The organism is Paenirhizobium cremeum, assembly GCF_047553425.1.
Lineage (GTDB): Bacteria > Pseudomonadota > Alphaproteobacteria > Rhizobiales > Rhizobiaceae > Allorhizobium > Allorhizobium cremeum.
In genome coordinates, this window is the sequence record NZ_CP180217.1 from 557097 (window position 1) to 583603 (window position 26507).

Annotated in this window: 29 protein-coding genes; 20 read left to right on the forward strand and 9 right to left on the reverse strand. The window is 62.0% G+C overall.

The window, feature by feature from the left end; all coding sequences use genetic code 11:
• Positions 1 to 81: 81 nt before the first annotated feature.
• Entirely contained in the window at positions 82 to 1137 is a 1056-nt protein-coding gene (locus ACLBKR_RS02600) for a serine hydrolase domain-containing protein (protein ID WP_113485909.1), read from the forward strand.
• Positions 1138 to 1215: 78 nt separating this feature from the next.
• Here the strand turns inward: ACLBKR_RS02600 and ACLBKR_RS02605 are convergent, their stop codons facing one another.
• Positions 1216 to 1740: a PRC-barrel domain-containing protein gene (locus tag ACLBKR_RS02605; protein WP_113442156.1), complete on the reverse strand. Its 525-nt coding sequence runs from the start codon at positions 1738 to 1740 to the stop codon at positions 1216 to 1218.
• 193 nt (positions 1741 to 1933) lie between these two features.
• Entirely contained in the window at positions 1934 to 2821 is an 888-nt protein-coding gene (locus ACLBKR_RS02610) for an SMP-30/gluconolactonase/LRE family protein (RefSeq protein ID WP_112830952.1), read from the reverse strand.
• Positions 2822 to 3231: 410 nt separating this feature from the next.
• Here ACLBKR_RS02610 and ACLBKR_RS02615 point away from each other — a divergent pair, with 410 nt between their 5' ends.
• The 3 genes from ACLBKR_RS02615 to apbC all read left to right on the forward strand — a co-directional run bounded on the left by ACLBKR_RS02615 (position 3232) and on the right by apbC (position 6900).
• Complete coding sequence (locus ACLBKR_RS02615) at positions 3232 to 3969, forward strand: helix-turn-helix transcriptional regulator (protein WP_112830953.1); 738 nt, start codon at positions 3232 to 3234, stop codon at positions 3967 to 3969.
• Positions 3970 to 4130: 161 nt separating this feature from the next.
• Positions 4131 to 5357, forward strand: a complete 1227-nt coding sequence (locus tag ACLBKR_RS02620; protein WP_113437391.1) for a CmpA/NrtA family ABC transporter substrate-binding protein — start codon at positions 4131 to 4133, stop codon at positions 5355 to 5357.
• A gap of 388 nt (positions 5358 to 5745) precedes the next feature.
• On the forward strand, positions 5746 to 6900 hold the full coding sequence (gene apbC / locus ACLBKR_RS02625) for an iron-sulfur cluster carrier protein ApbC (RefSeq protein ID WP_113437392.1): 1155 nt from the start codon (positions 5746 to 5748) through the stop codon (positions 6898 to 6900).
• A gap of 97 nt (positions 6901 to 6997) precedes the next feature.
• Here apbC and ACLBKR_RS02630 read toward each other — a convergent pair whose 3' ends face one another.
• Complete coding sequence (locus ACLBKR_RS02630) at positions 6998 to 7468, reverse strand: Hsp20/alpha crystallin family protein (protein WP_162708350.1); 471 nt, start codon at positions 7466 to 7468, stop codon at positions 6998 to 7000.
• 236 nt (positions 7469 to 7704) lie between these two features.
• On the opposite strand from ACLBKR_RS02630, the gene ACLBKR_RS02635 reads away from it, so the two are divergent.
• The 8 genes from ACLBKR_RS02635 to ACLBKR_RS02670 all read left to right on the forward strand — a co-directional run bounded on the left by ACLBKR_RS02635 (position 7705) and on the right by ACLBKR_RS02670 (position 14853).
• On the forward strand, positions 7705 to 8682 hold the full coding sequence (locus tag ACLBKR_RS02635; protein ID WP_414900542.1) for a magnesium transporter CorA family protein: 978 nt from the start codon (positions 7705 to 7707) through the stop codon (positions 8680 to 8682).
• A 16-nt stretch (positions 8683 to 8698) separates the two neighbouring features.
• Positions 8699 to 10600 carry a potassium transporter Kup gene (locus ACLBKR_RS02640; protein WP_112830957.1) on the forward strand — a complete coding sequence of 634 codons (1902 nt, stop codon included), beginning with the start codon at positions 8699 to 8701 and terminating at the stop codon, positions 10598 to 10600.
• Between the two features lie 177 nt (positions 10601 to 10777).
• Positions 10778 to 11926, forward strand: a complete 1149-nt coding sequence (locus ACLBKR_RS02645; RefSeq protein WP_414901706.1) for a cell wall hydrolase — start codon at positions 10778 to 10780, stop codon at positions 11924 to 11926.
• A gap of 289 nt (positions 11927 to 12215) precedes the next feature.
• On the forward strand, positions 12216 to 12578 hold the full coding sequence (locus ACLBKR_RS02650) for an AtpZ/AtpI family protein (protein ID WP_112830959.1): 363 nt from the start codon (positions 12216 to 12218) through the stop codon (positions 12576 to 12578).
• 65 nt (positions 12579 to 12643) lie between these two features.
• Positions 12644 to 13396 carry a F0F1 ATP synthase subunit A gene (locus tag ACLBKR_RS02655; protein ID WP_113447929.1) on the forward strand — a complete coding sequence of 251 codons (753 nt, stop codon included), beginning with the start codon at positions 12644 to 12646 and terminating at the stop codon, positions 13394 to 13396.
• A gap of 69 nt (positions 13397 to 13465) precedes the next feature.
• Positions 13466 to 13693 carry a F0F1 ATP synthase subunit C gene (locus tag ACLBKR_RS02660; protein ID WP_046796018.1) on the forward strand — a complete coding sequence of 76 codons (228 nt, stop codon included), beginning with the start codon at positions 13466 to 13468 and terminating at the stop codon, positions 13691 to 13693.
• Positions 13694 to 13774: 81 nt separating this feature from the next.
• Entirely contained in the window at positions 13775 to 14365 is a 591-nt protein-coding gene (locus ACLBKR_RS02665) for a F0F1 ATP synthase subunit B (RefSeq protein ID WP_112830961.1), read from the forward strand.
• A 2-nt stretch (positions 14366 to 14367) separates the two neighbouring features.
• Entirely contained in the window at positions 14368 to 14853 is a 486-nt protein-coding gene (locus ACLBKR_RS02670) for a F0F1 ATP synthase subunit B (RefSeq protein WP_112830978.1), read from the forward strand.
• A 147-nt stretch (positions 14854 to 15000) separates the two neighbouring features.
• Here ACLBKR_RS02670 and ACLBKR_RS02675 read toward each other — a convergent pair whose 3' ends face one another.
• Both ACLBKR_RS02675 and ACLBKR_RS02680 read right to left on the reverse strand, forming a co-directional pair.
• Positions 15001 to 15675, reverse strand: a complete 675-nt coding sequence (locus ACLBKR_RS02675; RefSeq protein ID WP_414901708.1) for a ribonuclease HII — start codon at positions 15673 to 15675, stop codon at positions 15001 to 15003.
• Positions 15676 to 15856: 181 nt separating this feature from the next.
• Complete coding sequence (locus ACLBKR_RS02680; protein ID WP_113447928.1) at positions 15857 to 17014, reverse strand: PA0069 family radical SAM protein; 1158 nt, start codon at positions 17012 to 17014, stop codon at positions 15857 to 15859.
• A gap of 131 nt (positions 17015 to 17145) precedes the next feature.
• Between ACLBKR_RS02680 and ACLBKR_RS02685 the strand changes: the two genes are divergently transcribed.
• Entirely contained in the window at positions 17146 to 17667 is a 522-nt protein-coding gene (locus tag ACLBKR_RS02685) for a glycosyl transferase (protein ID WP_113339472.1), read from the forward strand.
• Between the two features lie 17 nt (positions 17668 to 17684).
• Here ACLBKR_RS02685 and moaB read toward each other — a convergent pair whose 3' ends face one another.
• The 4 genes from moaB to ACLBKR_RS02705 all read right to left on the reverse strand — a co-directional run bounded on the left by moaB (position 17685) and on the right by ACLBKR_RS02705 (position 22184).
• Entirely contained in the window at positions 17685 to 18230 is a 546-nt protein-coding gene (moaB, locus tag ACLBKR_RS02690; RefSeq protein WP_112830965.1) for a molybdenum cofactor biosynthesis protein B, read from the reverse strand.
• 70 nt (positions 18231 to 18300) lie between these two features.
• A complete protein-coding gene (locus tag ACLBKR_RS02695) occupies positions 18301 to 19206 on the reverse strand; it encodes a 4-(cytidine 5'-diphospho)-2-C-methyl-D-erythritol kinase (RefSeq protein ID WP_414900548.1) in 906 nt (301 codons plus the stop codon).
• A gap of 4 nt (positions 19207 to 19210) precedes the next feature.
• Positions 19211 to 21031 (reverse strand): tetratricopeptide repeat protein, encoded by a 1821-nt coding sequence (locus ACLBKR_RS02700; RefSeq protein ID WP_112830967.1) that lies wholly within the window; start codon positions 21029 to 21031, stop codon positions 19211 to 19213.
• Positions 21032 to 21167: 136 nt separating this feature from the next.
• Positions 21168 to 22184, reverse strand: coding sequence for a polyprenyl synthetase family protein (locus tag ACLBKR_RS02705; protein ID WP_112830979.1), 1017 nt, complete (start codon positions 22182 to 22184; stop codon positions 21168 to 21170).
• A gap of 107 nt (positions 22185 to 22291) precedes the next feature.
• Between ACLBKR_RS02705 and ACLBKR_RS02710 the strand changes: the two genes are divergently transcribed.
• From ACLBKR_RS02710 to ACLBKR_RS02740, 7 genes are all read left to right on the forward strand, one after another.
• Complete coding sequence (locus ACLBKR_RS02710; RefSeq protein WP_113439513.1) at positions 22292 to 22522, forward strand: DUF2007 domain-containing protein; 231 nt, start codon at positions 22292 to 22294, stop codon at positions 22520 to 22522.
• A gap of 2 nt (positions 22523 to 22524) precedes the next feature.
• Complete coding sequence (locus ACLBKR_RS02715; protein ID WP_113447926.1) at positions 22525 to 23304, forward strand: methyltransferase; 780 nt, start codon at positions 22525 to 22527, stop codon at positions 23302 to 23304.
• Positions 23305 to 23494: 190 nt separating this feature from the next.
• On the forward strand, positions 23495 to 24361 hold the full coding sequence (locus ACLBKR_RS02720; RefSeq protein ID WP_113447925.1) for a S49 family peptidase: 867 nt from the start codon (positions 23495 to 23497) through the stop codon (positions 24359 to 24361).
• 15 nt (positions 24362 to 24376) lie between these two features.
• Positions 24377 to 24568 (forward strand): hypothetical protein, encoded by a 192-nt coding sequence (locus ACLBKR_RS02725; RefSeq protein ID WP_112830970.1) that lies wholly within the window; start codon positions 24377 to 24379, stop codon positions 24566 to 24568.
• A gap of 109 nt (positions 24569 to 24677) precedes the next feature.
• Entirely contained in the window at positions 24678 to 24920 is a 243-nt protein-coding gene (locus ACLBKR_RS02730) for an AbrB/MazE/SpoVT family DNA-binding domain-containing protein (protein WP_113447924.1), read from the forward strand.
• Positions 24920 to 25255, forward strand: a complete 336-nt coding sequence (gene mazF / locus ACLBKR_RS02735) for an endoribonuclease MazF (RefSeq protein ID WP_113447923.1) — start codon at positions 24920 to 24922, stop codon at positions 25253 to 25255. The genes ACLBKR_RS02730 and mazF overlap by 1 nt, the downstream gene beginning before the upstream one ends.
• Before the next feature lie 122 nt (positions 25256 to 25377).
• Complete coding sequence (locus tag ACLBKR_RS02740) at positions 25378 to 26310, forward strand: glycine--tRNA ligase subunit alpha (RefSeq protein WP_113339485.1); 933 nt, start codon at positions 25378 to 25380, stop codon at positions 26308 to 26310.
• Positions 26311 to 26507: the final 197 nt, after the last annotated feature.

The window sequence follows — 26507 nt, forward strand, 5'->3', positions numbered from 1 at the left end:
GGCGACGATCCGGGAGATGCTGCGTTAGTGTGGTCACCTCCGAGCGCTGGAAATCGCGCCGGGAGCCTGGAGAGGACGGATATGGAAGGCGGATCTCGCATATTTGAACAGTCGGCAGGGACACGTTCCGGCGACAAACCCGATTCAGTCGCCCGTCTTGAGGCGTGCCTTTCGCGCGAGCCGGCAGCGATGGCGCTTGCGGTTCATGAGGGCGGTATGGTGTGGGGGATCGCATCCCCGGCCGCTGCCCGGCTCTCCCTCGATGCGGCATCTCCGATGCGCAGCGCCAGCAACACCAAGACCTTCGTCGCGGCCACCATCCTGAGGATGTGGGAGGAGGGTGAACTCGGTCTTGATGATCCCCTAGGGACGCTGGCAAGCCCGGCGATTGCCGATATCCTCCGCCGGGGCGGTTACGATCTCGACCGGATCACCGTCCGGCATCTGCTCAACCATTCCGCCGGCCTCTACGATCACGCCGATGACAGTTTCCTCGATCTGGTGTTGGAGGCGCCAGGGCGGCGCTGGACCCGGGAGGAACAGGTACGCCTCTGCATGACCCGCGGCGGACCGGAAAACCCTCCGGGAACGCGGTTCCGCTACTCCGATACTGGCTATATCCTTCTCGGCGATATCATTGAGACACGGCTTGGCCGGTCGCTGGCGTCGGCGGTGCGTGAGCGCATCGGCTTCGATCGTCTCGGCCTGTCAGCGACATGGTGGGAAGCCATCGAACCGGCACCGCCCGGAATATCGCTCGAAGGGCGGCAGTTCTTCCGCAAGAGGGACGTCTTCCATTTCGATCCGACAATGGATCTTTACGGCGGCGGTGGGCTTGTCATGTCGGCTGCGGATCTCGCACGCGCCATGGCGGCGATCTTCGAAGGGCGCGTCTTCCGGCAGGAGGCGACGCTTGCGGAAATGCTGAAGCCTGCGCCCCACGAAGGCGGAGCGGATTACAGGTTGGGCATTTTCGTCTGCGGCCAGGGCGAAAGCCGGTTCTTCTGGCACATCGGTTTCTGGGGCTCGGCCGCCTATTACCGGCCGGCACGGGGATTGTCCGTGGCAGGTTATGCCTCGCGACGGGAGGATCGTTCTCGCCTCATGCAGATCATCGAGACCGAGATGATGCGGTGAACACCAGCGGAGAGCGCAACGAAAAAGGCGGCGCACCTGGCGCCGCCCATCGGATGTTCGCACTTCCCCCGTTCCGGGTCACTGATCGACCGTCGACGAGGTGGTGGTGCGGTCGAGGCTCTTGAATTCCGGCGCGGCCTTCAGGCTTTCCGCCGTTTCGGTCGTCGTCAGGCGAACCTCGTTCTTTGCGGTATCGTGGGTCACCGTCAGCTTGTTGAAAGGAATGGCGACATCCTTTTCACCGATACCCAGGAAGCCGCCGACACCGACCACTGCGGCCACGATGCCGCCCTTGTCCTCGAGAATCAGGTCGTTGATGTCACCGATCGATTCATTGCCCGAGGTGTAGACGGACTGTCCGATGAAGTCGTTGGCGCTGATCTGCGTCGTGCTCTGCTGCGTCAGATAGGAACCCGTGGCTGCAGCGGTCGAATCCGTCGGGGCCATGGTGTTGGTCGAGGGAGCGCTTCCCGTCGCATCCGGTGCCGGGGCTGTCGGGGTTGCCGGTGCCGGGGTGGTTGCATCCTGGGCATAAGCAAGCGGTGCTACCGCAGTGGTGCCGAGCAGCAGTGCTGCAGCAAGGGTGTTGAGGGTCTTCTTCATGATGGACCTACCTTTCCTCTCAGATGGTCTTGGCGACTGGCGCGACCGTGCCGGAGGCGGAACGATCGCGTCGGTTCGAGAGGAAAATGTCCGAGGCCCGCAATCGTTCCCCTTGGAAAATCAAGTAAATTTTCCAGAAAGCAGGGAACAATCGTCAACTTGCCGGGTTAGGGCCCTCCTTTGAAGGGGCGTCTCAGAGACGGAAGCGCGGCGCGTGCTGTCCCTTCACGGGAATGCCGAGTTCGAAGGTTGCGCCACACAAGGCGTCCGAGGTGCGTCCGGCCTCGTCGAGACCTTCCCAACAGGACGTCACCATCAGCCGGTCCGCATCCGGGCCGAAAAAGGCGGGGCAGGTGACCCGCTTGGCCGGCATTTCGTAACGGGCGATATGACGGCCCTCGGCGTCGTAGCGGTCGATTGCGCCGCCATCCCAGCGGGCGTTCCAGATCGTCCCCTCGGCATCGACGACCGAACCGTCGAACACGCCTTCCCGATCCGTTCCGTCGATCAAAACGCGCGCTTCTCCGACCGGCAGGCCGGTATCGGGATCGAGATCGACGCGCATCAGTTTGTTGACCTTCGAATCGACGAAATAGCCGATCTTCCCGTCCGGCGAAAAGCAGATCGAATTCGGAATGCTGATCTTGTCGAAGATCCGCGTCACCTTGCGTCCGGCGACATGATAGATGGCGCCGGCCCCGTCTGCCGCATCCTTGCCCATGGTTCCGATCCAGAGCGCACCCGAGGGATGCACGCGCCCGTCGTTGGAGCGGTTGCCCGGACGGTCGGGCTCGAGTTCGACGAATGGGGTGAGCGCGCCGCTTGCCCTGTCGCGCAGGAAGAGCCCCGAATCGCTGGCGATGAGCTGGCGCTCGTCATCGACGATTGCAAGAACGCTGCCCATGAAGGGGAGCTCGTGGCGGGTCGCGGTATTGGTGTCAAGCTCCAGGGACCAGAGCGCCTTGCCGAGAATGTCGAACCACCAGATCGTGTGGGTCTGCTTGTCGTAGACAGGTCCTTCTCCAAGCTCCAGTCGGTGATCGACCAGAACATTTCCTGCGAACGAATGATGTGACGGCACGCGATTTTCTCCCTGATTCCAGATGGCCTGACGGCAATTTGGAAACCTTCGCCTTCATGGACAGGGGTTTACGGTAAAATAAAGTTGGCTTCTGGACTAGTCCGGGTTTCTGCGTCTAATGTCCCTGACAATGGGCAATGCGGATTCGTCTGCACATTGATACGCACGTCCTCCTTCGGAATTTGCTTTATTTCGAATGGGAAATCTACAACGTGTAAGATGCATTTCATAAGAGCCGCAGTCAGAGGTAACATGACGGGGCTTCAGGGGTGACTTATTTCATTTCCGGCTTGCTGGTTCCTCCGGCTGTTTTGCGCTCGTCGTTCCTCTCCGTTCGAGAGAGGCTGGTCGTCTAAGGAGAGAGACTTGTTGTTTTCTGGTCCCTGGAGTCATGCGAAGAAACATTTGCCATGACCGAGATTGAAACCGACGCTGCCGAACGTACCGCCGCCTACGTTGCCGAAATCGGCAGCTTCAAGACCCAGTTCGACGTTTTTCGTTTCATGAAGAGGCTGACGGAATCCTATGGCGCCCGGGCGTTCATGGTTCTCAACATGCCGTCGCCGACGTCTCTCGATCTTTCCAGCAATTCCATCATTACCAACTGGCCGGCAGACCTGCTCACCGAATACGACCAGGCGCCCCTTTTGGCCACCAGCCCGGTGCTCGTGCGGCTGCGCACTTCCACCACGCCCTTCACCTACGACATCGAGCATGTAGCCAAGCAGCGCGATCCCCGCACCATGGAAATCTCCCGCACGCTTTTCAGCCGCTTCCGGATGGAGCGGGGAGCCTATTTCCCCGTGCATGACGCAGCCGGCATGCGCGGTGCCGTTTCCTTCTGTGGCGACCGGCCGGTATTCTCCACGGCGGAGATGATCGAACTGACGTTTCTCTCCGTTCATATCTACAATCGCCTGGCCGAGATCCGCGATCTCGACAACCGCGCGACCGACATGCTCACCGAGCGTGAGATCGACTGCCTGAACTGGACCGCCGCCGGCAAGACCAGTGTCGAGATCGCCGAGATCCTCGGGCTCTCCGAGCATACGATCAATCATTATCTCAATCGGGCGACCAAGAAGCTCGATACGGTCAACCGCACCCAGGCCGTGGCCAAGGCCCTTAGGCTCGGCCTCATCAAGTAACGCTCGTTCCGCCCGCTTCCCGTTGCATCCAATTTGCTTTTCGGCAAGAAATGCGGGCATGGACGTTGATCGAGATACAAATCCCGCCCCCGTGATATCGAGGGTCCGCCCGCAGAGAACGCGCCCTGGTGGCGCAGTCGGTGAGCCGGAGGGCAGCGACCATGCCTGACCGGCCCGAAATCGTCCTCGGCTTTCTTCCTTTGCTGGACAGCGCAGTCCTGATCGCCGCGCTGGAAAAAGGCTTTGCCGGTGACGAAGGGGTGAGGCTTTCGTTGGTGCGGGAAACATCCTGGGAAAAGATCCGCGAAGGGGTCGGCGCCGGCCGCTTTCACGGTGCCCATATGCCGGCGCCGATGCCGATTGCCTGCAATCTTGCGCTGGTGCCGATGGAGGTGCCTCTGGTCGCGCCGATGGCCCTCGGGCTCGGCGGCAATGCGATTGCGGTTTCCGTGCCGCTCCACCGCCGGCTGACGGAAGCCGGCATGCCGCCGGATCTCGATCCGCGCCGGGCAGGCGAAGCCTTGAGGGCGGTGATCAATGAAGGCAGGCATCGGAACGGGCGTCGCCTGCGGCTTGCGGTCGCCCATCGTCTGTCCTGCTGTCACTACGAACTGAAATACTGGCTGGCCGCCTGCGGCATCGATCCTGCCCGGGACGTAGAGATCGTCGCCTTGCCCGCCGGATTGATCGGCGAGGCCCTCGAGCAGGGCAGTCTCGACGGATGCTGCCTCGCCGAGCCCTGGAACAGCCGCATCGTCGCACGCGATCAGGGGCGGATTGTTACCGTAAAGTCGGCGCTCTGGGCCTCCAGTCCCGGCAAGGTGCTCGGCATGTCGCAGCGGTGGAGCGAGGACAATCGGCTGGCGCTGGAGGCGCTGGTGCGCGCCCTTTACCGCGCCGCTCAATGGTGTTCGAGCGCGGCCAACATAGAGGAACTCGCCGGAATTCTCGCTGCGCGGCAATATCTGGCGCTGGACGGCGAATTGCTGCTTCCCGGCCTCACCGGTCTGTTGGCGATTGCGCCGGGCGAGGTGGTGGAGGTCGGCGACCTGCTGCTTTTCGAAGGCCGTGCCGCGACCTTCCCCTGGCAGAGCCACGCGCTGTGGTTCTACAGCCAGATGGTCCGATGGGGTGACTGTCGCCACACGGACCTCAACGCCGCCGTTGCCCGTGACAGCTATCGCCCGGATATCTACAGGAATGCGCTTAAACCCGTCTTCGCGCCGTTGCCCGGCGCCAATCTGAAGGTGGAGGGAGCGCTGGCCGCCCCGCAATATGTCGGCGTCTCGAAAGGCAGACTGATGCTCGGGCCGGATGGCTTCTTCGATGGCAGGATCTTCGATCCGGACCGGATCGAAGCCTATCTGGCGCAACAGACCGTGGAATGACTGCTGCATTTTTGTGCCATGCATCACGCCGGCGCACATTCGGCAGGCATATTCCAACGGGGTCGCATTTTCGGCCATGCCTGTCGTTCTTGTGTTATCTACATGAAATTTATGTGAAATTTACCGTGCATAAAAACTGGCACGGTTTCTGCATTGCAATAGGCAAGTCCAGAGGGGACGCTGCAAGGCACCCACAAAAGGTGCTGCAAGGACAAGCCGCTGTCGTAGATGTCATGGTCAGGCATCCTTCGACGGCGGCTTTTCCGTTTCGAGCGATAACCGGGGCGCATCTGCCGCATCCTCTTTTGCGTATGCCGCGCCGTTTGCCGGTTGGCGAAGGTCGCGTGGTCGACTATCTACGCTTTATGAGAATTCGAAAGAGGATGGCATGACCGCACTCACCAGAGACCAGGTTCTGGAAACCCTGAAGACCGTTCGCGGCCCGGATCTCGAACGCAACATCGTCGAACTCGGCATGGTGTCGGATGTCTTCATTTCCGATGGCAAGGTCTATTTTTCCATCACCGTTCCGGCTGAGCGCGCCCGCGAACTGGAGCCCTTGCGCCAGGCGGCCGAGCGTGCCGTCAAGTCCATGCCGGGCGTGAAGGGGGCTCTCGTCAGCCTTACGGCGGAAAAGAAGCCGGGCGCCCCGTCGGCGGCGCCCGCGCCCGCCCGACCCCATGCCCATGGCCATCCCCATGCTCATGGCCCGGCGGCCGGCGCGCCGCAGCGGCCGGCCAAACAGAACATCCCCGGCATATCGGCGATCATTGCGGTCGCTTCCGGCAAGGGCGGCGTCGGCAAGTCGACGACGGCCGTCAATCTGGCCTTGGCTATGAAGGCCAACGGTCTGAAGGTCGGCATTCTCGACGCCGACGTCTATGGCCCGTCCATGCCGCGGCTTCTCGGCATCGCCGGACGCCCGCAGCAGATCGAGAACCGCATCATCGTGCCGATGGAAAACTACGGCATCAAGGCGATGTCGATGGGCTTCCTGGTCGATGAGGGAACCGCGATGATCTGGCGCGGTCCTATGGTCCAGTCGGCGCTGATGCAAATGCTGCGTGAAGTCGCCTGGGGCGATCTGGACGTGCTGGTGGTCGACATGCCGCCCGGCACGGGCGATGCCCAGCTGACCATGGCCCAGCAGGTGCCGCTTTCCGGCGCGGTCGTTGTCTCGACGCCGCAGGATCTGGCGCTCATCGATGCCCGCAAGGGCCTCAACATGTTCAGGAAGGTCGAGGTGCCGGTCCTCGGCATCGTCGAGAACATGAGCTATTTCATCGCGCCCGACACCGGCGCGCGCTACGACATTTTCGGCCATGGCGGCGCGAAGGCCGAGGCTGAAAAGATCGGCGTGCCCTTCCTGGGCGAGGTTCCCCTGACGATCGCCATACGGGAGACCTCGGATGCCGGCACGCCGGTAGTGGTCTCCGACCCCGAAGGCCCCCAGGCCAGGGTTTACCGGGAGATCGCCGAAAAGGTCTGGCAGGGCGTGCAGTCGGCCTCCGGCCGCGCGGCTCCGTCCATCGTCTTCGAATAATCGGGAACACGAAACCGGCTGCCCCGCCGGCAGCCGGTTTCCGTAATTCGTCCGCCGCCCCAGGCGGACAGGGGCGGCGGGTTAGCGCGACCTCTTCTTATTTTTCGATCGCGATCTTGCGCTCCACGGGAGCCGTTCCCGGCTTCTTGGGAAGCGTTACGGTCAGCACACCGTTCTCGAATTTGGCCGAGACGGCAGCCTCGTCGACTGTTGCCGGCAGGCGCATCGAACGCTGAAAACTGCCATAGCGCCGCTCGACGACATGGTAGTTGTCCTTGTCGTCCTTTTTTTCCATCTTCTTCTCGCCCTTCAGGGTGAGAACTCCGTTCTGGATGGAAAGATCGACGTCCTGCTCGCTGATCCCCGGCAGTTCCGCCGTCAGCGTGATTGCGTTGTCGTTTTCGGCGATATCGATCGACGGGGCGATGAATTTCTCGCCTTCGGCGCCGCTCAGCAGGCTTCGCTTGCCGAAGAAGCTCTCAAGGGCCTGGTCCATCTCCTTGCGCAAATCCGCGAAGGGGCTGTCGGACCAGAGGCTTGGAAGAAAATTCGACGATCTCTCGTTCATCATGTCCTCCATTGGAAATACCCAGCCGCCACGGTCGCAATGGTATGTGAAGATGATGGCAGCGCTTTGATGCAGGTCAATTTGCGACACGGCTTCTTGACCTTTTTCGGCTGATGACAGGGCCGGAGGTCGCACATAGAGTGGGTTCGTTAATTCCGCTTGCATTTTTTCCGGAAGCGGTGTTTGTCTCGCCGGCCAAAACGGGGACTTTGGGGCGCTATGAGAGTGTCTGCAACTTGATCAGAGCCTATCACGTGGATGGAAGGGCCGAGGTCATCCAGGCCGACGATGCGCGCCATGCGCTCGACGCGGATGTCTTGTGGCTCGATCTGATCCATCCGGATCTTGCCGAGGAAGCATTGGCCGAGCGTCTGCTCGGCGTTCCGCTGCCGACCCGCGAAGACCTGAAGGACATCGAACCGTCGAGCCGGCTTTACGTCGAGGACGGCGGCATTTACATGACCGCCTCGCTGGTGTGGAAGGCGGAAGCCGTCCTTGCCGAACTGACCGATGTCGCCTTCATTCTGGCCGGCAACCGGCTGGTCACCATTCGTTATGCGGAGCCGAGGGCTTTCGCGCTTTTCAGTTCCGCCCTGCTGCGCATGCCGGGAAAATACCGGACGGGTGCGGAACTCATGGCGCGATTGCTGGAAACGATCGTCGACCGCACGGCCGAAGTGCTTGAAATCGGCGTTGCCCGGCTTGACGAGCTTTCAACGACCGTATTCGTCGATCGCAAGGTCGCCAAGCGCCGCCCGCCGCGTTTTCTGGAAGACAAGCTGCTGGATATCGCCAGCCATCACCGCCTGGTCAGCAAGGCGCGCGACAGTCTGGTCTCTCTTTCCAGGCTGGTCGCCTTCCTCCGGTCCCTGCCCAAGGTCCGCGAGGACAAGGAGGCGGAGGAACTGTGCGGCATCGTCGCCCACGACATCCAGTCGCTGTCCGAGCACGCGGCTTTCGTCTCGAACAACATCACCTTCCTGCTCGATGCTTCCCTTGGCCTCATCAACGTCGAGCAGAACGCCATCATCAAGATCTTCTCGATTGCGTCCGTGGTTTTCCTGCCACCGACGCTCGTCGCCTCCATCTACGGGATGAACTTCCAATTCATGCCCGAACTGACATGGACCTACGGCTACGCCCTCGCTTTGCTGGCAATGCTGTTGTCCGCCATCATCCCCTTCTTGTTCTTCCGCTGGAAAGGCTGGCTCTGACGAGCCTGGTTGCCCTATGACCCAGGAAAACTGCGAAAATCCGCACCAGAGCAAAAGCTGGCGAAGTCTGTTCACGCTGGCGCTCGGCTCGGTCGGCGTCGTCTATGGCGATATCGGGACGAGTCCCCTTTACGCCTTCCGCGAGGCTTTGAAGCCGATCGGCCATGACGGCATCACGCGCGTCGAGATCATCGGCCTGATTTCGCTCATCATCTGGTCGCTGACGATCATCGTCACGATCAAATACGTGCTCTTCCTGCTGCGCGCCGACAACGAAGGCGAGGGCGGCACGTTGTCGCTGCTTGCCCTTCTGTCCAAGAATGCCGGCGGGCATGGCGCCGTCCTGATGGTTCTCGGACTGGTCGGCGCCGCGCTCTTCCTCGGCGATTCGATGATTACGCCCGCCTTGTCGGTGCTGTCGGCGGTCGAGGGCCTGAAGCTCGTGGCTCCCGACCTTGCGAACTACATCGTGCCGATTTCGGTCGGAATCCTCATCGGCTTGTTCGCGGTGCAATCCCATGGCACGGGAGCCGTCGCCAATTTCTTCGGCCCGATCACGGCGCTCTGGTTCCTCGTCATGGCAGCAGGCGGTGTTCTGCACATTGCCGACGATTTCTCCATCCTCACCTCCTTCAATCCGTGGTACGCGATCGATTTCATGCTCCGCGAGAAATTCCTCGGCGTCGTGGTGCTGGGTGCCGTCTTTCTGACGGTGACGGGGGCGGAAGCACTTTACGCGGATCTCGGGCATTTCGGCCGCCGCCCGATCCAGTGGGCATGGTTCGTGCTGATCTTTCCGGCGCTGGTGCTGAATTATCTCGGCCAGGGTGCACTCGTCATGAAGCACCCGGAGACCATTTCGGACCCCTTCTACCTGATGTTCCCGGAATGGGCGCTGCTTCCGGTCGTCATTCTGGCGACGGCTGCGACGATTATCGCCAGCCAGGCGGTCATCACCGGCGCCTTCTCCCTCGTGCGCCAGGCGATCCATCTCGGCTTCCTGCCGCGCATGCAGATCATGTTCACCTCGGAGACCCATACCGGCCAGATCTATCTGCCGTCGGTCAATGCGCTGCTGCTCTTCGGTGTCCTGGCCCTGGTCCTGCTGTTCGGAAGCTCCGAGGCGCTCGCCACCGCGTATGGCATCTCGGTCACCGGCGCGATGGTGGTGACCACCGTCATGGCGTTCGAGTTCGTCCGCACCCGCTGGAAATGGTCGCCGGCGCTGGCGACTGTCTCGCTGCTGCCGCTGCTCGCGCTGGAGCTCGTCTTCCTCGGCGCCAATATGCTGAAGATCCACGATGGCGGCTATGTGCCCGTGCTGTTTGCCGGCGGCTTCACGGTCGTCATGTGGACCTGGCGCAGGGGTACCTCGATCCTGTTCGCCAAGACGCGCCATGCAGACGTGCCGCTCCAGCCCTTTATCGTCTCCATCGAGAAGAAGAGCGAACATGCACCCGTTGCCGTTCCCGGCACAGCGATCTTCCTGACCAGCGATCCGGAAACCGCACCGGCCGCGCTGCTGCATAACCTCAAGCACAACCATGTTCTGCACGAGCGCAACATCATCCTGACCATCAGGACGGTGAACCGGCCGCGCGCCACACCCGCCGAACGCTTCGTGGTGGAAAACCTGTCGGAGCGCTTCAGCCGCGTCGAGATCCGCTTCGGCTTCATGGAAACCCAGAACGTCTCCAAGGCGCTCGCCAGCCTGCGCCGCGGCGGTCTGAAGTTCGACATCATGTCGACCTCCTTCTATCTCGGGCGACGCAAGCTGGTGCCCGACGCCAAGTCCGGCATGCCCTACTGGCAGGACCGCCTCTACATTTCGCTTGCCAATGCGGCAGCCGACCCCTCGGACTATTTCCGGCTGCCGGCCAATCGCGTGGTGGAGCTCGGTTCTCACGTCATCATCTGAGGCATCCTTGCCAATCACGAAAATGTCAGGCCGCCGGTCGTTTCCGGCGGCCTTTTTCGTGCCGGAACGGGCGACCGCGCCGGCGTCCGTTAACCATGCATCAAGGTTAATGCGAGATGTTTTTCTAATGTAGCCGTGGTCACGTGTGGAGTACCGGTTTTGCGTTCGAAAAGCCGTCTGTTGAAGCTGTCCCGTTCCCGTTTCGATAAATGGGCCTCGCCTGTCGTCTTCGGTCTGGTTTCCTGGCTTGCCTTCCCGTCCATCGCAGCGCAGGGCGATCTTGCCGGCCTGATCTCCGGCCAGGACAGGGGCTCTGCCAATTGGCGCATGGTGCTGACTGCGTCGCCTGCCGGCTCGCTGCATCAGGCCCAACTGGCCTTCGCCGAAACGGGTTCGTCGGCCCTGTCCGAAGAGAGCGGCATGCTGTTGCCCGATGGCCGGAAGATCGCCTTCGACGGCGGCAAGAAGGTCGCTGACCCGCGACCCGACGAGGAGCGGGTGACGCGCGCGCTGAAAAAGGGCCGCGTCGTCGCAATCGAACCGATGTTGCCGCCGAGGGCTTTCACTGCCGGCTCCGTCCTGAAACGCACCAGTTCGCTGCTCGATCCCCGCAAGCGACCGTCGGAAGAGACGGCCTTCGTCAAGCCGAAGGGCAAGCCGGTCGAGCTCGCCAGCTTCTATTTCAAGAAGAAAGAGCCGAAATACGATCCTGGCGTGCCGAGCATGCTGGCTGGCCTCGTGACCAATCGCCACGCCGACGTGCTGGCGACCGCCTATGCGCCTTCCGATCCCGATTATGCCCGGGTCTCGCCCTTCGACGCGATCCTGAAGGACCGGCAGGAGGGACGTTTCGTGCCCCAGATCGGACCGGATGACCACGCCTGGGCCGCAAGCGTTCTGCCGCCTTCCGTGTTTTCCGCCCGCGAACAGCAATGCCTCGCCTCCGGCATTTATTTCGAGGCGCGCGGAGAATCGGTGAAGGGACAGGCGGCCGTCGCCCAGGTGATTCTGAACCGCGTGCGCAATCCGGCCTATCCGGACACCATCTGCGGCGTGGTTTATCAGAACGAGGACTGGCGCAATCGATGCCAGTTTTCCTTCGCCTGCGACAACATCAAGGACCGGGTGAACTCCCAGTACCACTGGAAGGTGGCCCGCGAAGTGGCGCTGGCGGTCACGGCCGGCAAGATCTGGCTGAAGGAAGTCGGTTCGGCGACCCATTATCACGCTCTTTATGTAAGGCCGGCCTGGGCCCGCACCATGAAGAAGGTCGGCCGCATCGGCCTGCACGTCTTCTACCGCACCTATGGCGGCGGCTGGAGCTGATCCTCGCGGAGCCGGGCGTCATTTCGGCCCGCCCGCCCGCCGATTCCGCGGCCAAGTGACCCGGTTTGACCGCCGTCATGCAGCCCAAATCGGTACTTGCGACTTAAGTCTATGATTTTCCCCGGTTAATTTGTGGTGAAACTTGGGCCCTCAATGCCTTGACTATGGGGGCTCTCAAAATTATGGTGCGCCCGACTTCAGAACGGGCCGGAAGGGCATTTTCCTGCCGTTTCTTGTGTTCCTGGCGGGCCAAGCGGCTGCCTGACTCGGAGAACGGACGGAGGAAGCCATGACGGATGACGATCGGGAAGGTCTGGAAGAGCGTCGCAGGCGCCTTGCCGCCGAACTGGCGAAGCGGGGAGCCGAGGCGAGGGGTGACGAAGCCGCGGAGCAGAGTGCCGAGCAAAGCCGCAAGGGTTATGCTCAGGCCATGAAGCTTTCGAGCGAATTCATTTCCGCCATCGTCGTCGGTGCCATTCTGGGCTATCTCTTCGACCGTTTTGTCGGCACGGCGCCGTGGGGCATGATTATCTTGCTGCTGCTCGGTTTCTGTGCCGGTGTGTTGAACGTGCTTCGTTCGGCGGGTGTCGTTTCGACGCCCCATCCGGCGGATCGCGGTGGGCAGACGAAGAATGGGCGTAACGACGGCTGAGGCCGGCTGGAGCGCAAGTCAGGCAGATCCCCGCCCATGCGGGCTAAAGCGAAAGAGACCATAAGGTGTCAAACGATCCGACTCATCAGTTCCTGATCCAGAAGATTGTGCCGATCGAACTCGGCGGAATTGATTTTTCGTTCACCAATGCGTCGCTCTTCATGGTCGCGACCGTCGCCTGTGCTTCGGGTTTCCTTTATTTCTCGACCTCGAACCGTGGCCTGATCCCGGGCCGTGCGCAGTCGGTCGCTGAAATGTCCTATGAGTTCATCGCCTCGATGCTGCGCGAAGGCGCCGGCAGCCACGGCATGAAGTTCTTCCCCATGGTCTTCTCGCTGTTCATGTTCGTGCTGACCGCGAACCTGCTCGGCATGATGCCCTACTTCTTTACAGTGACCTCGCAGATCATCGTCACCTTCGCGCTGGCTCTGTTCGTCATCGGTACGGTCCTCGTTTACGGTTTCTACAAGCACGGCCTGCATTTCCTGCAGATCTTCGTGCCGAGCGGGGTTCCCGGTTTGCTTCTGCCGCTGGTCGTCATGATCGAAATCATCTCGTTCCTGTCGCGTCCGATCTCGCTCTCCGTCCGTCTCTTCGCCAACATGCTGGCCGGACACATCACGCTGAAAGTTTTCGCGGGCTTCGTCGCCTCGCTGGGCGCGCTGGGCGCGGTCGGCATCGGTGGCGCGATCCTGCCTCTCATCATGACCGTCGCCCTGACCGGTCTCGAGTTCCTCGTCGCCTTCCTGCAGGCTTACGTCTTCGCGGTACTGACTTGCATGTACCTCAACGACGCAATTCACCCCGGCGGGCACTAAGGATAACCGACATTGGCGTCATCCGGCGTCAGTAATTTGCCGCAACAACCATCTCGAAGGAGTTCATTCATGGAAGCGGAAGCAGCAAAGTTCATCGGCGCAGGTTTGGCTTGCTTTGGCATGGCCGGCACGGCTCTGGGCCTCGGCAACATCTTCGGCAACTACCTGTCCGGCGCTCTGCGCAATCCGTCTGCCGCTGACAGCCAGTTCGGCCGTCTGGTATTCGGCTTCGCCGTTACGGAAGCTCTGGGCATCTTCTCGCTGCTCATCGCTCTCCTCCTCCTGTTCGCCGTCTGATAACGGCCGGAGTTTGGGATCACGGCGCGCCGTCCGGCGTCCGTGATCCTTGAGCATTTGAGAGTACACCTGGAGGTGAGCATGTTTGTGACCCCCGCCTATGCCGAGGAAGTACCGGCAGAGGGCCAGACCCACACGGAGACCGGCGTTCCCGGCGAAGCGGGTCATGGTGGCGGCGTATTCCCGCCATTCGACCAGACGACCTATCCGTCGCAGCTTCTGTGGCTGGTGATTACGTTCGGCCTTTTCTACGTGCTCATGCAGAAGGTCATCGTGCCGCGCGTTGGTGGCATTCTGGAAAATCGTCACGATCGCATCGCGCAGGATCTCGACGAAGCCTCGCGGCTGAAGTCCGAGGCCGATGCGGCGATCGAAACCTATGAGCGCGAACTCAGCGCCGCAAAGGCGAAGGCCGGCCAGATCGCCAGCTCCGCCCGCGACGCCGCCAAGGCAAAGGCCGATGCGGATCGCGCCGCCGTCGAGGCTGAACTCGCTGGCAAGCTTGCCGCAGCCGAAACCCGCATCGCGGACATCAAGGCCAAGGCATTTGCCGAGGTCGATACGATTGCCGTGGATACCGTGGGAGCCATCGTCGAGCAGCTCATCGGTGCCAAGGCAACCGCGGCCGACATCAAGGCTGCCGTCAGCGCTGCAGCCAAGCAGGGGGCATGACCATGCATTTCGATGCTACTTTCTTCGCCTTCGTCGGCCTTCTCCTCTTCTTCGCCCTGATCGTCTATCTGAAGGTTCCGGGCATGGTCGCAAAGTCTCTCGACGAGCGCGCCGACAAGATCCGCAACGAGCTTGCCGAAGCGAAGCGCCTGCGTGAAGAGGCCCAGCACGTGCTGGCCGAGTACCAGCGCAAGCGCAAGGAAGCCGAAGCCGAGGCTGCGGCCATCGTCGCCGCTGCCGAGCGCGAAGCCGCTGCCCTGACCGCAGAAGCCAAGGTGAAGACCGAGGAGTTCGTTGCCCGCCGCAACGCGCTTTCCGAACAGAAGATCAAGCAGGCTGAGACGGACGCCGTCAATGCCGTTCGTGCAGCCGCCGTGGATCTCGCCGTCGCAGCCGCCGAAACCGTGCTTGCCAAGAAGGCCGATGCGAGCGTTCAGGACAACCTGTTCAAGGGGGCTCTGGGCGAAGTGAAGGCGCGCCTGAACTAAGTTCAGCTTTCAGGGTTAGATGTTTGAAACCGGGGCCGCCGCAAGGTGGCCCCGGTTTTCGTTTGAGCCAGCGTCCCGATATCGTCCGATGGAGTTCCGGAAAAACGGCGTTCGTCAGTTTGCCTTTCGGTCACCGTAACGTGGCTGTCAGCCCGCCTCCGTCTCCTCGGTTCCGTCCGGTCTGAACGGCCTGAAGCTCATTCTGTGCAGGGGGCAAGGGCCGTGAATGGCGATTGCCGCCCGATGCCGGGCCGTTCCATAGCCCGCATGTCCGGCGAAGCCGTAATGCGGATAAACGAGGCCTGCCCGTGCCATCATGCGGTCACGGGTCACCTTGGCGAGAATGGAGGCGGCGGCGATCGAGACGGAGCGGGCATCGCCCTTGACCACCGCCTTGCCGCTGCAGGTGAGGCCACCGGGTACGTCCCGTCCGTCGGCTAGAACGTGCTGCGGCGGCAGAGCGAGGCCCGCAACTGCCCGGCGCATGGCATCGAGGCTTGCCTTGCGGATGTCCCGTTCGTCGATATGGCGAGGCGACGAAGAGGCGATCGACACGGTGGCGCATTCGAGGATGATCTCGAACAGTGCCTCGCGCTGGGCGACTGTCAGTTTCTTGGAATCGTTGAGGCCCGAAGGAATGTTGCCGGGGTCGAGAATGACGGCTGCGGCCACCACCGGACCTGCGAGGGGCCCCCTGCCTGCCTCGTCCGTACCGGCCACGGGCGATAGTCCCTGTTTAATCGCCATCGCCTCGATCGAAAAATCCGGACCGAGGGAAAGCGCTTCGAAAAGGGTCGGAGAATCGGGCGGCGTGCGTTTCATGCGGCAGAAATCGCACGCCCACCCGATCTCCTGCAAGTCCCCGGCATCGATGTCCGTCAGGGGATACGGACCATCGTGGCGGTTGCCGGGAGACCTGTCATCCGGTGCGAGGCGGCGGATAGCACCGGAAGTCATGCATCCGGCCGGAAACCGGCCGGAGAAATCGAAGCCCTCGGCCCTTTCAGAGCAGCGACAGCTGAACGCCGCTTCCATCCGGCGGGGTGAAAAGGTCGTCGCGCAGATGCATGCTGCGGCGGATCATGCCGAGCCGTTTGGTGGCCATTTCGAAGCGGCGGCTGATCTGCCAGGCATAGGGACCGGCGCCCTTCATCCGCTTGCCGAACTCGGCGTCGTAATCCTTGCCGCCGCGCATTGAGCGCACCAGCGACATCACGTGGCGATAGCGGTCCGGATAATTCTGCAGCAGCCAGTCACGGAAGAGCGGGCTCACCTCATAGGGCAGCCGCAGCAAGACATAGCCGGCTTCGGTGGCGCCCGCGGCCCTGGCCGAATCCAGCACCCGCTCGATCTCGTGATCGTTAAGTGCCGGAATGACAGGGGCAACCAGCACGCCCGTCGGCACGCCGGCTTGCGAAAGCCCGCGGATCGCTTCCAGCCTGCGGCTCGGCGTCGAGGCGCGGGGTTCCATGCTGCGCGCCAGCTTGCGGTCGAGCGTCGTCACGGAAATCGCCACCTTGGCAAGCCCGCGCTCGGCCATCGAGGACAAGATATCGAGATCCCTGAGGATCAGCGCCGACTTGGTGACGATCGCCACGGGATGGTTCGCCTTGTCCAGCACTTCTAGGATCTGCCGCATGATGCGCCATTCCCGCTCGATCGGCTGGTAGGGATCGGTATTGGTGCCGATCGCAAGGGTCCGCGGCTTGTAGCCGGGTTTGGCGAGCTCCCGCTCAAGAAGCCTTGGAGCATCGGGCTTGGCAAACAGCTTGGCCTCGAAATCGAGTCCGGCCGACAGCCCCATGTAGCTATGGGTCGGCCGCGCGAAGCAATAGATACAGCCGTGCTCGCAGCCCCGATAGGGATTGATCGAACGGTCGAAGGGAATGTCCGGCGACTCGTTGCGGGTAATCACCGTGCGCGGCTTTTCCACCTGCACCTCGGTCCGGAACGGCGGCATCTCCTCGAGCGTCGCCCAGCCATCGTCGAAGGCGACGCGCTCCTGGTTCTCGAAGCGGCCGGAAGGGTTCATCCCGGCGCCCCGCCCGCGGCGGCGGTCGATCTCGATCCTGAGCCCCGAGGCCGAAATCATCGCATCGGCAATATCCGCCGTATTGGCAGGCTGGAAAGCAGCCTGCCCCACAAGAGACAGCTCGTTCATGTTTGCTCCTCGCGACTGCTTGCAGCGCGCCGTTGATGATTAAATTCCTAGCGTCAAAATGAGAACATTGCAAGAACAAAATTGAAAAATGGTCTGTGGCAATTGCTTGTGCGATGCGGTAAATCTAGCCGATGCTGACAGTGATTATGGAATGCCGCGATCAGGAACCCGAGCTGGCGCAAACGCTCGGCGTGCTGGTGGCGGGTGCGGTCGAGGGCCTTGTGAGCGACGTGGTGGTGCTGGACCACGGTTCGCGTGACGGCACGTCGCGGATCGCCGATGCCGCCGGTTGCCGCTTCTATGTCCAGTGGGACATCAAGGATGTCCTGCGCGCCGCCCGCGGCGAATGGCTGCTTCTGGTCGAGCCGGGCGCGCGGCCTGCGCATGGCTGGATCGACGAGATCGCGGAATATATCGGGCTCTACAAGGTTCCGGCGCGCTTTTCCCCTTCGCGTTATCACCGGCGTCCGTTCTATCAGCGCATCGGCCGGCGGCTGCCGCCCCTGGAAAACGGTCTGCTGATGCCGAAGCGCCATGCCATCGCCGTGGCCAAGTCCGGCATGGAACTGGATCAGCTTGCCCTTGGCCACAAGCCGCGGCAACTGGCAAGCGAGATCATTCCGTCCTGGGTGGCGCGCCAGACGCGGGCCTGACTCGTCGTAAAGTGCCTCTAGCTTCCGCGCTTCAGATGCTCGTCGAGCCGGGGCATGATTTCCACGAAGTTACATGGCATGTGCCGGTAGTCGAGCTGGGCCTTGAGGATGCCGTCCCAGGCGTCCTTGCAGGCGCCCGGCGATCCCGGCAGCACGAAGATGAAGGTGGCGTTGGCAACGCCGCCCGTCGCCCGGGACTGGATGGTGGAGGTGCCGATCTTCTCGTAGGAAATGCGGTGGAAAACGGCGGAAAAGCCGTCCATCTTCTTTTCGAACAGCGGCTCCAGCGCCTCCGGCGTCACGTCCCGGCCGGTAAAGCCCGTGCCGCCGGTGGTGATGACGACGTCGATCTCGGAGGAGAGCGTCCAGGCATGGACCTGGCTGTAGATGCGCTCCCGGTCGTCGGTCACGATCGCCCGGTCGATCAGAAGGTGGCCGGCCTCGAGAATACGCGCCGCCAGCGTGTCGCCCGACTTGTCGTCGGCCGGCGTACGGCTGTCGGAAACGGTCAAGACCGCAATGCCGACCGGAATGAAGGGGCGCGTCTCGTCTATACGGCTCACAATGGTTCTCCCGAAACTTGACGGCACGACCGGGAACTTGGCATCCCGAATGAAGATGAATACCCCGGCATCAGGCCGTGCGCGTCGCCTGAAAATACCAGTCGGGGCGCTTCCGCGAAAGCCGGGTTGCGGCCGCTTCGGCTGCGGCATGATCGACATATAGCCCGAAACATGTCGCACCCGAGCCGGACATCCGGATGAGAAGAGCCCCGCTTTCCGAAAGCATCTGCGATATCTCGGCGATCTCGGGCAGGCTTGCGCGGGCAGAAGGTTCCAGATCGTTGCGGGCCGAAGCGAGCAAGGCAATCCATTCGGTGGTATCGGAGCCGGTCGGCGTCGCGCCGATGGGCGAATTGTTCTTCTCCTGAAGGCGCCGGAAGATTTCCGGCGTCGAGACGCCCTTCATCGGATTGGCGAGCACCATGGAAAGGGCGGGCATGGCGGGCAGCGCGACAATGTCCTCGCCGATGCCGCGGGCGCGAAGGGGACGGCTGGAAAGACACATCGGCACGTCGGCGCCGAGCCGGAGTGCGAGGGCAAAAAGCGCGTCTTCAGGAAGGGAGGCGCCCCAGAAACGAAGGAGACCGCGCAACGTCGCCGCAGCGTCCGCCGAGCCGCCGCCGATGCCTGACGCGACCGGCAGGTTCTTCTCGAGCCGGATCGCGACCGGCGGCATGGAGACGCCTTCCCCTGCGAGCGCGGCGCGGAGCAGGTCCCGCGCCTTAAGGACGAGATTGCCGTCCTGGCCGGTCGCCTCCGGCGAAAGCAACGGGCCGAATCGGCCGCCCAGCGTAAAACTGTCCCGATCCGCCGGAAGGAAGCTCAGCCGGTCGAAGGCATCCGTGGCGAATGTGACGATGCTGTCGAGCAGATGATAGCCGTCCGCGCGCTGCCCGGTCACGTGCAGCGCGAGATTGATCTTGGCGGATGCCGTCTCGACGACCTCCGCCTCATCCGTCTGACTGCCTGTGATCACGGTGTCAGGATTTCTTCTCGGGAGTGGGCTCCGGCGGCTTTTCGACCGGTGGCGTGGCCGCCTTGGCCGCATCGGCTTCGATCGGCGGCAAGCCCTTGTCGATCTTCGCCTGGATCTTCGGGATTTCGGCTTCCTCGGGCTTGGAGGCCAGCGCCCGCTTCCACTGATAGGTGGCCTCGAGCTGACGGCCGACCCGCCAGTAGGCGTCGCCGAGGTGATCGTTGATCGTGGCGTCGCCGGCCTTCAGCTCGACGGCGCGCTCCAGTTCGGTCACCGCTTCGTCGAAGCGGTTGAGGCGGAAATAGGCCCAGCCGAGCGAATCGACGATGTAGCCGTCATCCGGGCGAAGCTCGACCGCCTTGCGGATCATGTCGAGGCCTTCGTCCAGGTTGCGGTTCATGTCGACCCAGGAATAGCCGAGATAGTTGAGGACCTGCGGTTGGTCCGGATTGAGTTCGAGCGCCTTGCGGAAGTTCGGCTCCGCCTGATCCCACTTCTTCAGCCGTTCATAGGCGATGCCGCGCTGGAAGAAGATCGACCAGTGACCCTTCTGCGGTGCGTTGCCGATGATCTTGACCGCCTCGTCGTAGTTTTCCGCCATCGCCGCATAGTCCTTGGCGTCGGACAATACGCTGCCATAGGCAAGATAGCTGCGGATATCGGACGGATCGGAGGCAATCAGCGATTTCAGGTGCTTTCGCGCTTCCTCGACCTTGCCGGTCTCTGCGAGCGTCAGCCCCAGTTGCAGTTCGGAGATGCGGCGCATCGGCGAGGAGGCCGGCACCTGGCTATAGAAACGGATTGCCCGTTCCGGCTGCTTGGCGCTTTCGGAGATACCGCCGAGCAGGATCAGCGTGTCGGCGCTGTTCTTGTCCAGAGCATGCGCAAGCTGCAGATAGAGCATGACGGTGTCTTCCGCGCCGTCCCTATTGAGCGCGCCGCCGATGGAGAAGAGCACGCCTGCCGCACCTTCGCTCGCCGTCTTGACAAGCATCTCGGGCTTTTCGCCCTTCGAGATGCGGTCGCGCAGCGCCTTGAACGGCGCGTAATTCGTAATCATCTCGTCGCCGGCGGAAATGGCGTCGAGCGCCTTCTGCTTGTTGCCGGCCTGGGCTTCGAGGGCGGCAAGCGACATGACCGCGCGCATGAAGGTGTCGGGCGCCGTCGCGCCGCCGGCCCGGTCCGTCACGGTTTCGTTGAAGTGGCGCCGCGCCGCATCGACATCGCCGATCACGCTGGCGATCGCGCCCGCATTGTAATTCTGGAAGATGCCGTACCAGTTCGGGCCCTTCAGGCCTTCCACCATTGCAAGCGCTTCCTTGCCCTTGCCTTCGCCGACCTTGGCCCAGGCGGTCAGCAACTGGTTCATCAGCCGGTCGAGATCGTTCGGTCCGGTATAGGTCAGGATCTTCTGTGCATCGGCGTAATTGCCGTCGCGGATATCCCGCAGAGCCCGCGCAACCGACGTCACCCGATCCACAGCCGCGTCATGCTTCAGTTCTTCGGCAAGCGCCACGCCTTCATCGTAATCGCCGTTCATGAACAGCGCGATCATCAGCCGTTCCTGGATGTCCAGTTCGGCGGGCGAGAAGGTGAGGGCCTTCTTGTAGAAGGCGATGGCGTTGGCATAATCGCGGTCGGCATCGGCCGTCCTGGCGGCGAGGAACGCGCCGGCAAAGGTATCCACGCTGCCGATATCGAACGTCTCGGTCTGAGCCTTATCCTCGGCGAAGGCCGTGGTGGCGGCCATGCCCGCCTGCATGATCGAGACCAGGAGCGAAAGCGCCGTGCCGGTAAGAAGACGGAGGGCAAAGCTTTGCCGCATGAATGAGCCTTTCAAGAATCGATAAGGAGGCGAGCAGGATGGCGTCTGCCCCATGATCCGCCATGTTTCGCCCAACAGCATGGCTTTTTTGAAGCAGCCCCGCAAGGCGATGTCACGGCTTCGATCCCGCGCGAGGTCAGTTCACACGGGCGATGCAGAAGTCGATGACATCCAGCAGTGCGGACTTGTAGGCTGTATCGGGCAGGGGCGCCAGCGCATCGCGTGCAATCGTGCCGTAATGCAGGGCGCGGGCGATCGTATCGTTAAGCGCGCCGTATTTGGTAATCAGGCCGAGCGCCTTTTCGAGCCGCGCGTCGTCATTTTGCCCGCCTTCGATGGATTCGCGCCAGAATTCCCGTTCGGCCTGCGTGCCGCGGCGGTAGGACAAAATGACCGGCAGGGTGATCTTGCCCTCGCGGAAATCGTCGCCGACATTCTTGCCGAGATCGGCTGCCTTGCCGCCGTAATCCAGGGCGTCGTCGACCAACTGGAAGGCAAGGCCGAGATTCATGCCATAGGACTTGAGCGCATTGCGGCCGGCCCTGTCGGCCCCGGCGATGATCGGGCCGACTTCCGCCGCGGCGGCAAAGAGCGCTGCGGTCTTGGCGCGGATGACCGAGAGGTAGTCATCCTCGGTGGTTTCCATGTTCTTGGCGACGGAAAGCTGAAGCACCTCGCCCTCGGCGATCACCGAGGCCGCCGAGGACAGGACGTCGAGCGCGTCGAGCGAGCCCACTTCCACCATCATGCGAAAGGCCTGGCCGAGCAGGAAGTCGCCGACGAGAACGCTTGCCTGGTTGCCCCAGATCATCCGGGCCGTGGACTTGCCCCGGCGAAGATCGCTTTCGTCCACCACGTCGTCGTGCAGCAGGGTGGCGGTATGCATGAACTCGACGCTGGTCGCGAGCTTCACGTCGCCGTCGCCCTGATAGTCGAACAGGGCGGCGGATGCGAGCGTCAGCATGGGGCGCAGCCGCTTGCCGCCGGACGAAATCAGATGGTTCGCGACTTCCGGAATCATCTGCACGTCGGAACCGGCCTTCGACAGGATCAACTGGTTGACCCGTTCCATGCCTGGTTTCGTCAGGTCCACCAGAGGCTTGATGGAAGCCTGTTTGTTTTTGTTTTCCTCAAGCGGTATGACTACGCCCAACGTACCGGACTCCTGTTCAATTCTCGCGGCGACAATAAAAAGCGGCGGCATGAACGGCAAGTCCCGAATTGGTCGGTGACGCCGATTTGAAAGGGGTTTCCAGCAAAATGCACGAGCTTATCCGCAGCAACGACGCCGTTCTCCTCTCCTTTGCCGAAAGTCTGCTCAAGGACGCGGGCATTTCCTGCATGATCGCCGATCAGGCCATGAGCATTCTGGAGGGGTCGCTCGGCATGCTGCCGCGCCGTCTGCTCGTCGCCGACGAACGGGCGGAGGAAGCGCGGACGCTGCTGGTGGATGCAGGCCTTGCCAACGAATTGCGGGACGAGGACCGATAATCGTGCCGAGCGTGGCCGCCGATACCGTCGATGCCTTCCATCGGGGGCGCTTTCATCTGGTGCAACCGAAGGGCAGGGGCCACCGTGCCGGCATGGACGCCATGCTGCTGGCCTCCCTGGTCGACGCGCAAAAACCGTTCCGCCTCGCCGATCTCGGCGCCGGTGCAGGCGCCGCAGGCCTGGCGGTCGCCGCACGGCTCGACGATGCCGAGGTGACGCTGGTCGAGCGTTCGCCGGATATGGTTGCCTATGCCAGAAAGAGCCTGGACCTGCCCGAAAATGCCGCGCTCCGCCGGCGGGTTCGGGTCATCGAGGCCGATGTTACGCTGACCGGACGGGCGCGCGTCGCGGCGGGTCTTTCCGATGACAGTTTCGACCATGTCATCATGAACCCGCCCTTCAACGATGCCGGAGACCGCAAGACGCCGGATATCCTGAAGGCGGAAGCGCATGCGATGACGGAAGGCCTGTTCGAAAGCTGGATCAGGACGGCGGGCGCGATCATGGTGCCGGGAGGGCAGTTGTCGCTGATCGCCCGCCCGCAATCGGTCGCCGAGATCATTGCCGCCTGCGGCCGGCGCTTCGGCGGACTGGAGATCACCCCCGTCTATCCGCGGGCCGGAGAAAATGCGGTGCGCATCCTCGTCACCGCCATCAAGGGTTCGCGCGCGCGGCTGAACTTCCGCTCGCCGCTTCTCATGCATGATGACCCCGAAAGCCACAGGTTTTCCGCCTTCGTCGACGATCTGAACAACGGCCGCGCCGCCTATCCGCGGGGCTGAGGAAGTCGGCCCGGATTTCGTGCCGTTTCGAAGAAGTGTCCCCAACTTTGACCGCCTTCTCCACCTCTTTCCCCTGCGGATTTGACGGCTGGTGCTTTCGACGATAAGCGACCGGACGGACAGGCATTGCGCCTGCCGCCAATCTTCCTACATGTGTCGAAGCACGTAACAGGACAGTGAGCGATTTTTGATGGCCGGATGGTTGAAGCGCCTTTTGCCGAAGAGGTTTCGGAACGATAGCGTGGTAATTCCCGTGGTGCGTCTGCACGGCGCGATCATGAGCGGGGGCGGCAAGTTCAAGCCGCATCTCAATCTTGCGAGCGTCGCTCCCATGCTGGAAAAGGCCTTCTCGAAGAAGGACAGCCCCGCTGTCGCCTTGTCGCTCAATTCGCCCGGCGGTTCGCCGGTGCAGTCGCGATTGATCTTTGATCGCATCCGCGCGCTGGCCGAGGAAAAGCACAAGCGCGTCCTCGTTTTCGTCGAGGATGTCGCGGCGTCCGGCGGCTACATGATCGCGCTGGCAGGCGATGAGATCATCGCGGATTCGACCTCCATTGTCGGTTCCATCGGCGTCGTTTCCGGCGGCTTCGGTTTCCCGGAACTCCTGAAGAAGATCGGTGTCGAAAGGCGTGTTTACACCGCCGGCGAGAACAAGGTGATCCTCGATCCCTTCAAGCCGGAAAAGGAAAGCGATATCGAATACCTGAAGGCGCTGCAGATCGAGATCCACCAGGTCTTCATCGACATGGTGAAAGACCGCCGCGGCAGCGTGCTGTCCGATGATCCCTCGCTCTTCTCCGGCCTCTTCTGGACCGGAAGGCGCGGACTCGAACTCGGCCTCGTCGACAGCCTGGGCGACATGCGCAGCGAGATCAAGAAGCGCTATGGCAAGGATGCCAAGCTCGAACTCGTCTCCGGCGCCCGCGATTTCTTCGGCCGGCGTGTGCCGGGTGTTTCCGTCGCGACCGACGGCATGGGCGAGATCGCCGCAGCCGCCGTCTCCGGTCTTGCCGAAACGCTGGAAGAGAGAGCATTGTGGAGCCGTTACGGGCTCTGACGTCGCGGGAGGAACATGTCGCGGATCATCTTTTTCATCGTTCTTGCCGGCGGGATCTACTGGTTCTACCGTCGTTTCGTGAGCGATGCCGAAAAGCTTTCGGCAAAGTCGAAGCGTGTGCACAAGGAACGCCGCAACGCTGCCCATGGCACGCTGGTCAAGGATGAAAAGACCGGCGAATACCGTGTCCGACACGAGGACGAATAGAAGGCTGGCTTGCCCTGTCTCTAAGTTGATGGTATGTGTATCGACAATGTTGATACATTGCCTCTTCAGTGGTAGGGTAAGTGCCGTCAGCCGATGAGGGTTTCCGAAAATGCGCGTCACGGTCAGGAAGTGGGGAAATAGTGCTTCGGTGCGTATTCCGGCTGCGGTTCTGGATGCGGCGAACTTGAAGCTCAACGCCGAAGTTGATGTCCGTGAGGAAAACGGAAGGATCGTGATTGAGCCCTTGAGGGTGACTTCCTGCGATCTGAACGAACTTCTGTGCGGTATTTCCGAACACAACCTGCATTCCGAGGAGGATTTCGGCGCTCCTGTCGGCAAGGAAATGCTCTGATGGGGCCTTCCTACGTGCCTGAAGCAGGGGACGTTGTCTGGCTGCATTTCGACCCGCAGGCTGGTCATGAACAAGCCGGACATCGGCCGGCCGTGGTCATTAGCCCTAAGGCTTATAACGGTAAGACTGGTTTGATGCTGTGTTGTCCGATGACGACGCGGGTCAAGGGTTACCCCTTTGAAGTGGTGCTTTCAGGCGCGAGACCAGGCGTTGCACTATCCGACCAGATCAAGAGCCTCGATTGGCGTGCCCGAAAGGCTGAATACAAAGGGCAGGTCCAGCTAGCCGAGCTAGCCGAGATCAGGGCGAAGGCGACGGCACTGATCGGGCATTGATATAAGACGTCCTGCGGTCAAAATCCTTGACCCCTTCGCCCCGTCGTGGCACCAGACGGGCCACCTTTGCAAGACAAGCTCCGGACGAAATTCCCATGACCGAGACCACCATCGCCCCGCATATGGACCCCAAGCGCTCGTTTCAGGCCCTGATCCTGACCTTGCACAACTACTGGGCCGACAAGGGTTGCGCGGTTCTCCAGCCCTACGACATGGAAGTCGGCGCCGGTACCTTCCATCCGGCGACGACGCTGCGCGCGCTCGGTCCCAAGCCGTGGAAGGCGGCTTATGTCCAGCCCTCGCGCCGTCCTTCCGACGGCCGCTACGGTGAAAACCCCAACCGCCTGCAGCACTATTACCAGTATCAGGTCATCCTGAAGCCGAACCCGTCGAACCTGCAGGAACTCTACCTCGGCTCGCTCGCGGCCATCGGCCTCGATCCGCTGCTGCACGATATCCGCTTCGTCGAGGATGACTGGGAAAGCCCGACGCTCGGCGCCTGGGGCCTCGGCTGGGAATGCTGGTGCGATGGCATGGAAGTCAGCCAGTTCACCTATTTCCAGCAGGTCTGCGGCATCGAATGCTCGCCGGTCGCTGGCGAACTGACCTACGGTCTCGAACGCCTAGCCATGTACGTACAGGGCGTCGACAACGTCTACGACCTGAACTTCAACGGCCGCGAAGGCGACGAAAAGATTTCCTATGGCGAGGTCTTCCTGCAGGCCGAGCAGGAATATTCCCGTCATAACTTCGAATATGCCAACACCGAAATGCTGCACCGCCACTTCATCGATGCCGAGAAGGAATGCCAGGCGCTACTGGCCGCCGGTGCGCCGGGTGACAATGCCAACCAGATGCTGCACAAATGCGTTTTTCCGGCCTATGACCAGTGCATCAAGGCGTCGCACGTCTTCAACCTGCTGGATGCTCGCGGCGTGATCTCGGTCACCGAACGCCAGAGCTACATCCTGCGCGTCCGCACGCTCGCCAAGGCCTGCGGCGAGGCCTTCCTGCTCACGGATGCAGGCGGCGCAAATTTCGGCAAGGCTGCCTGACACAGGCAGAGGCGGCAGGCGAATTTCGCTCGCGCGGCCGGATCTACACTTATTTCAAGTTGCAACGGCCGGGAAGACATTGTCTTCTCGGCCGTCATACTTTCAAGCATAGATTCGGTATCTTCTTTGAAACACGCCCCTTTTCCCGAGCCTTCCCCGTTCGTTACTCTGCCGGGTAAGTGGAGACGTCTTTTCGC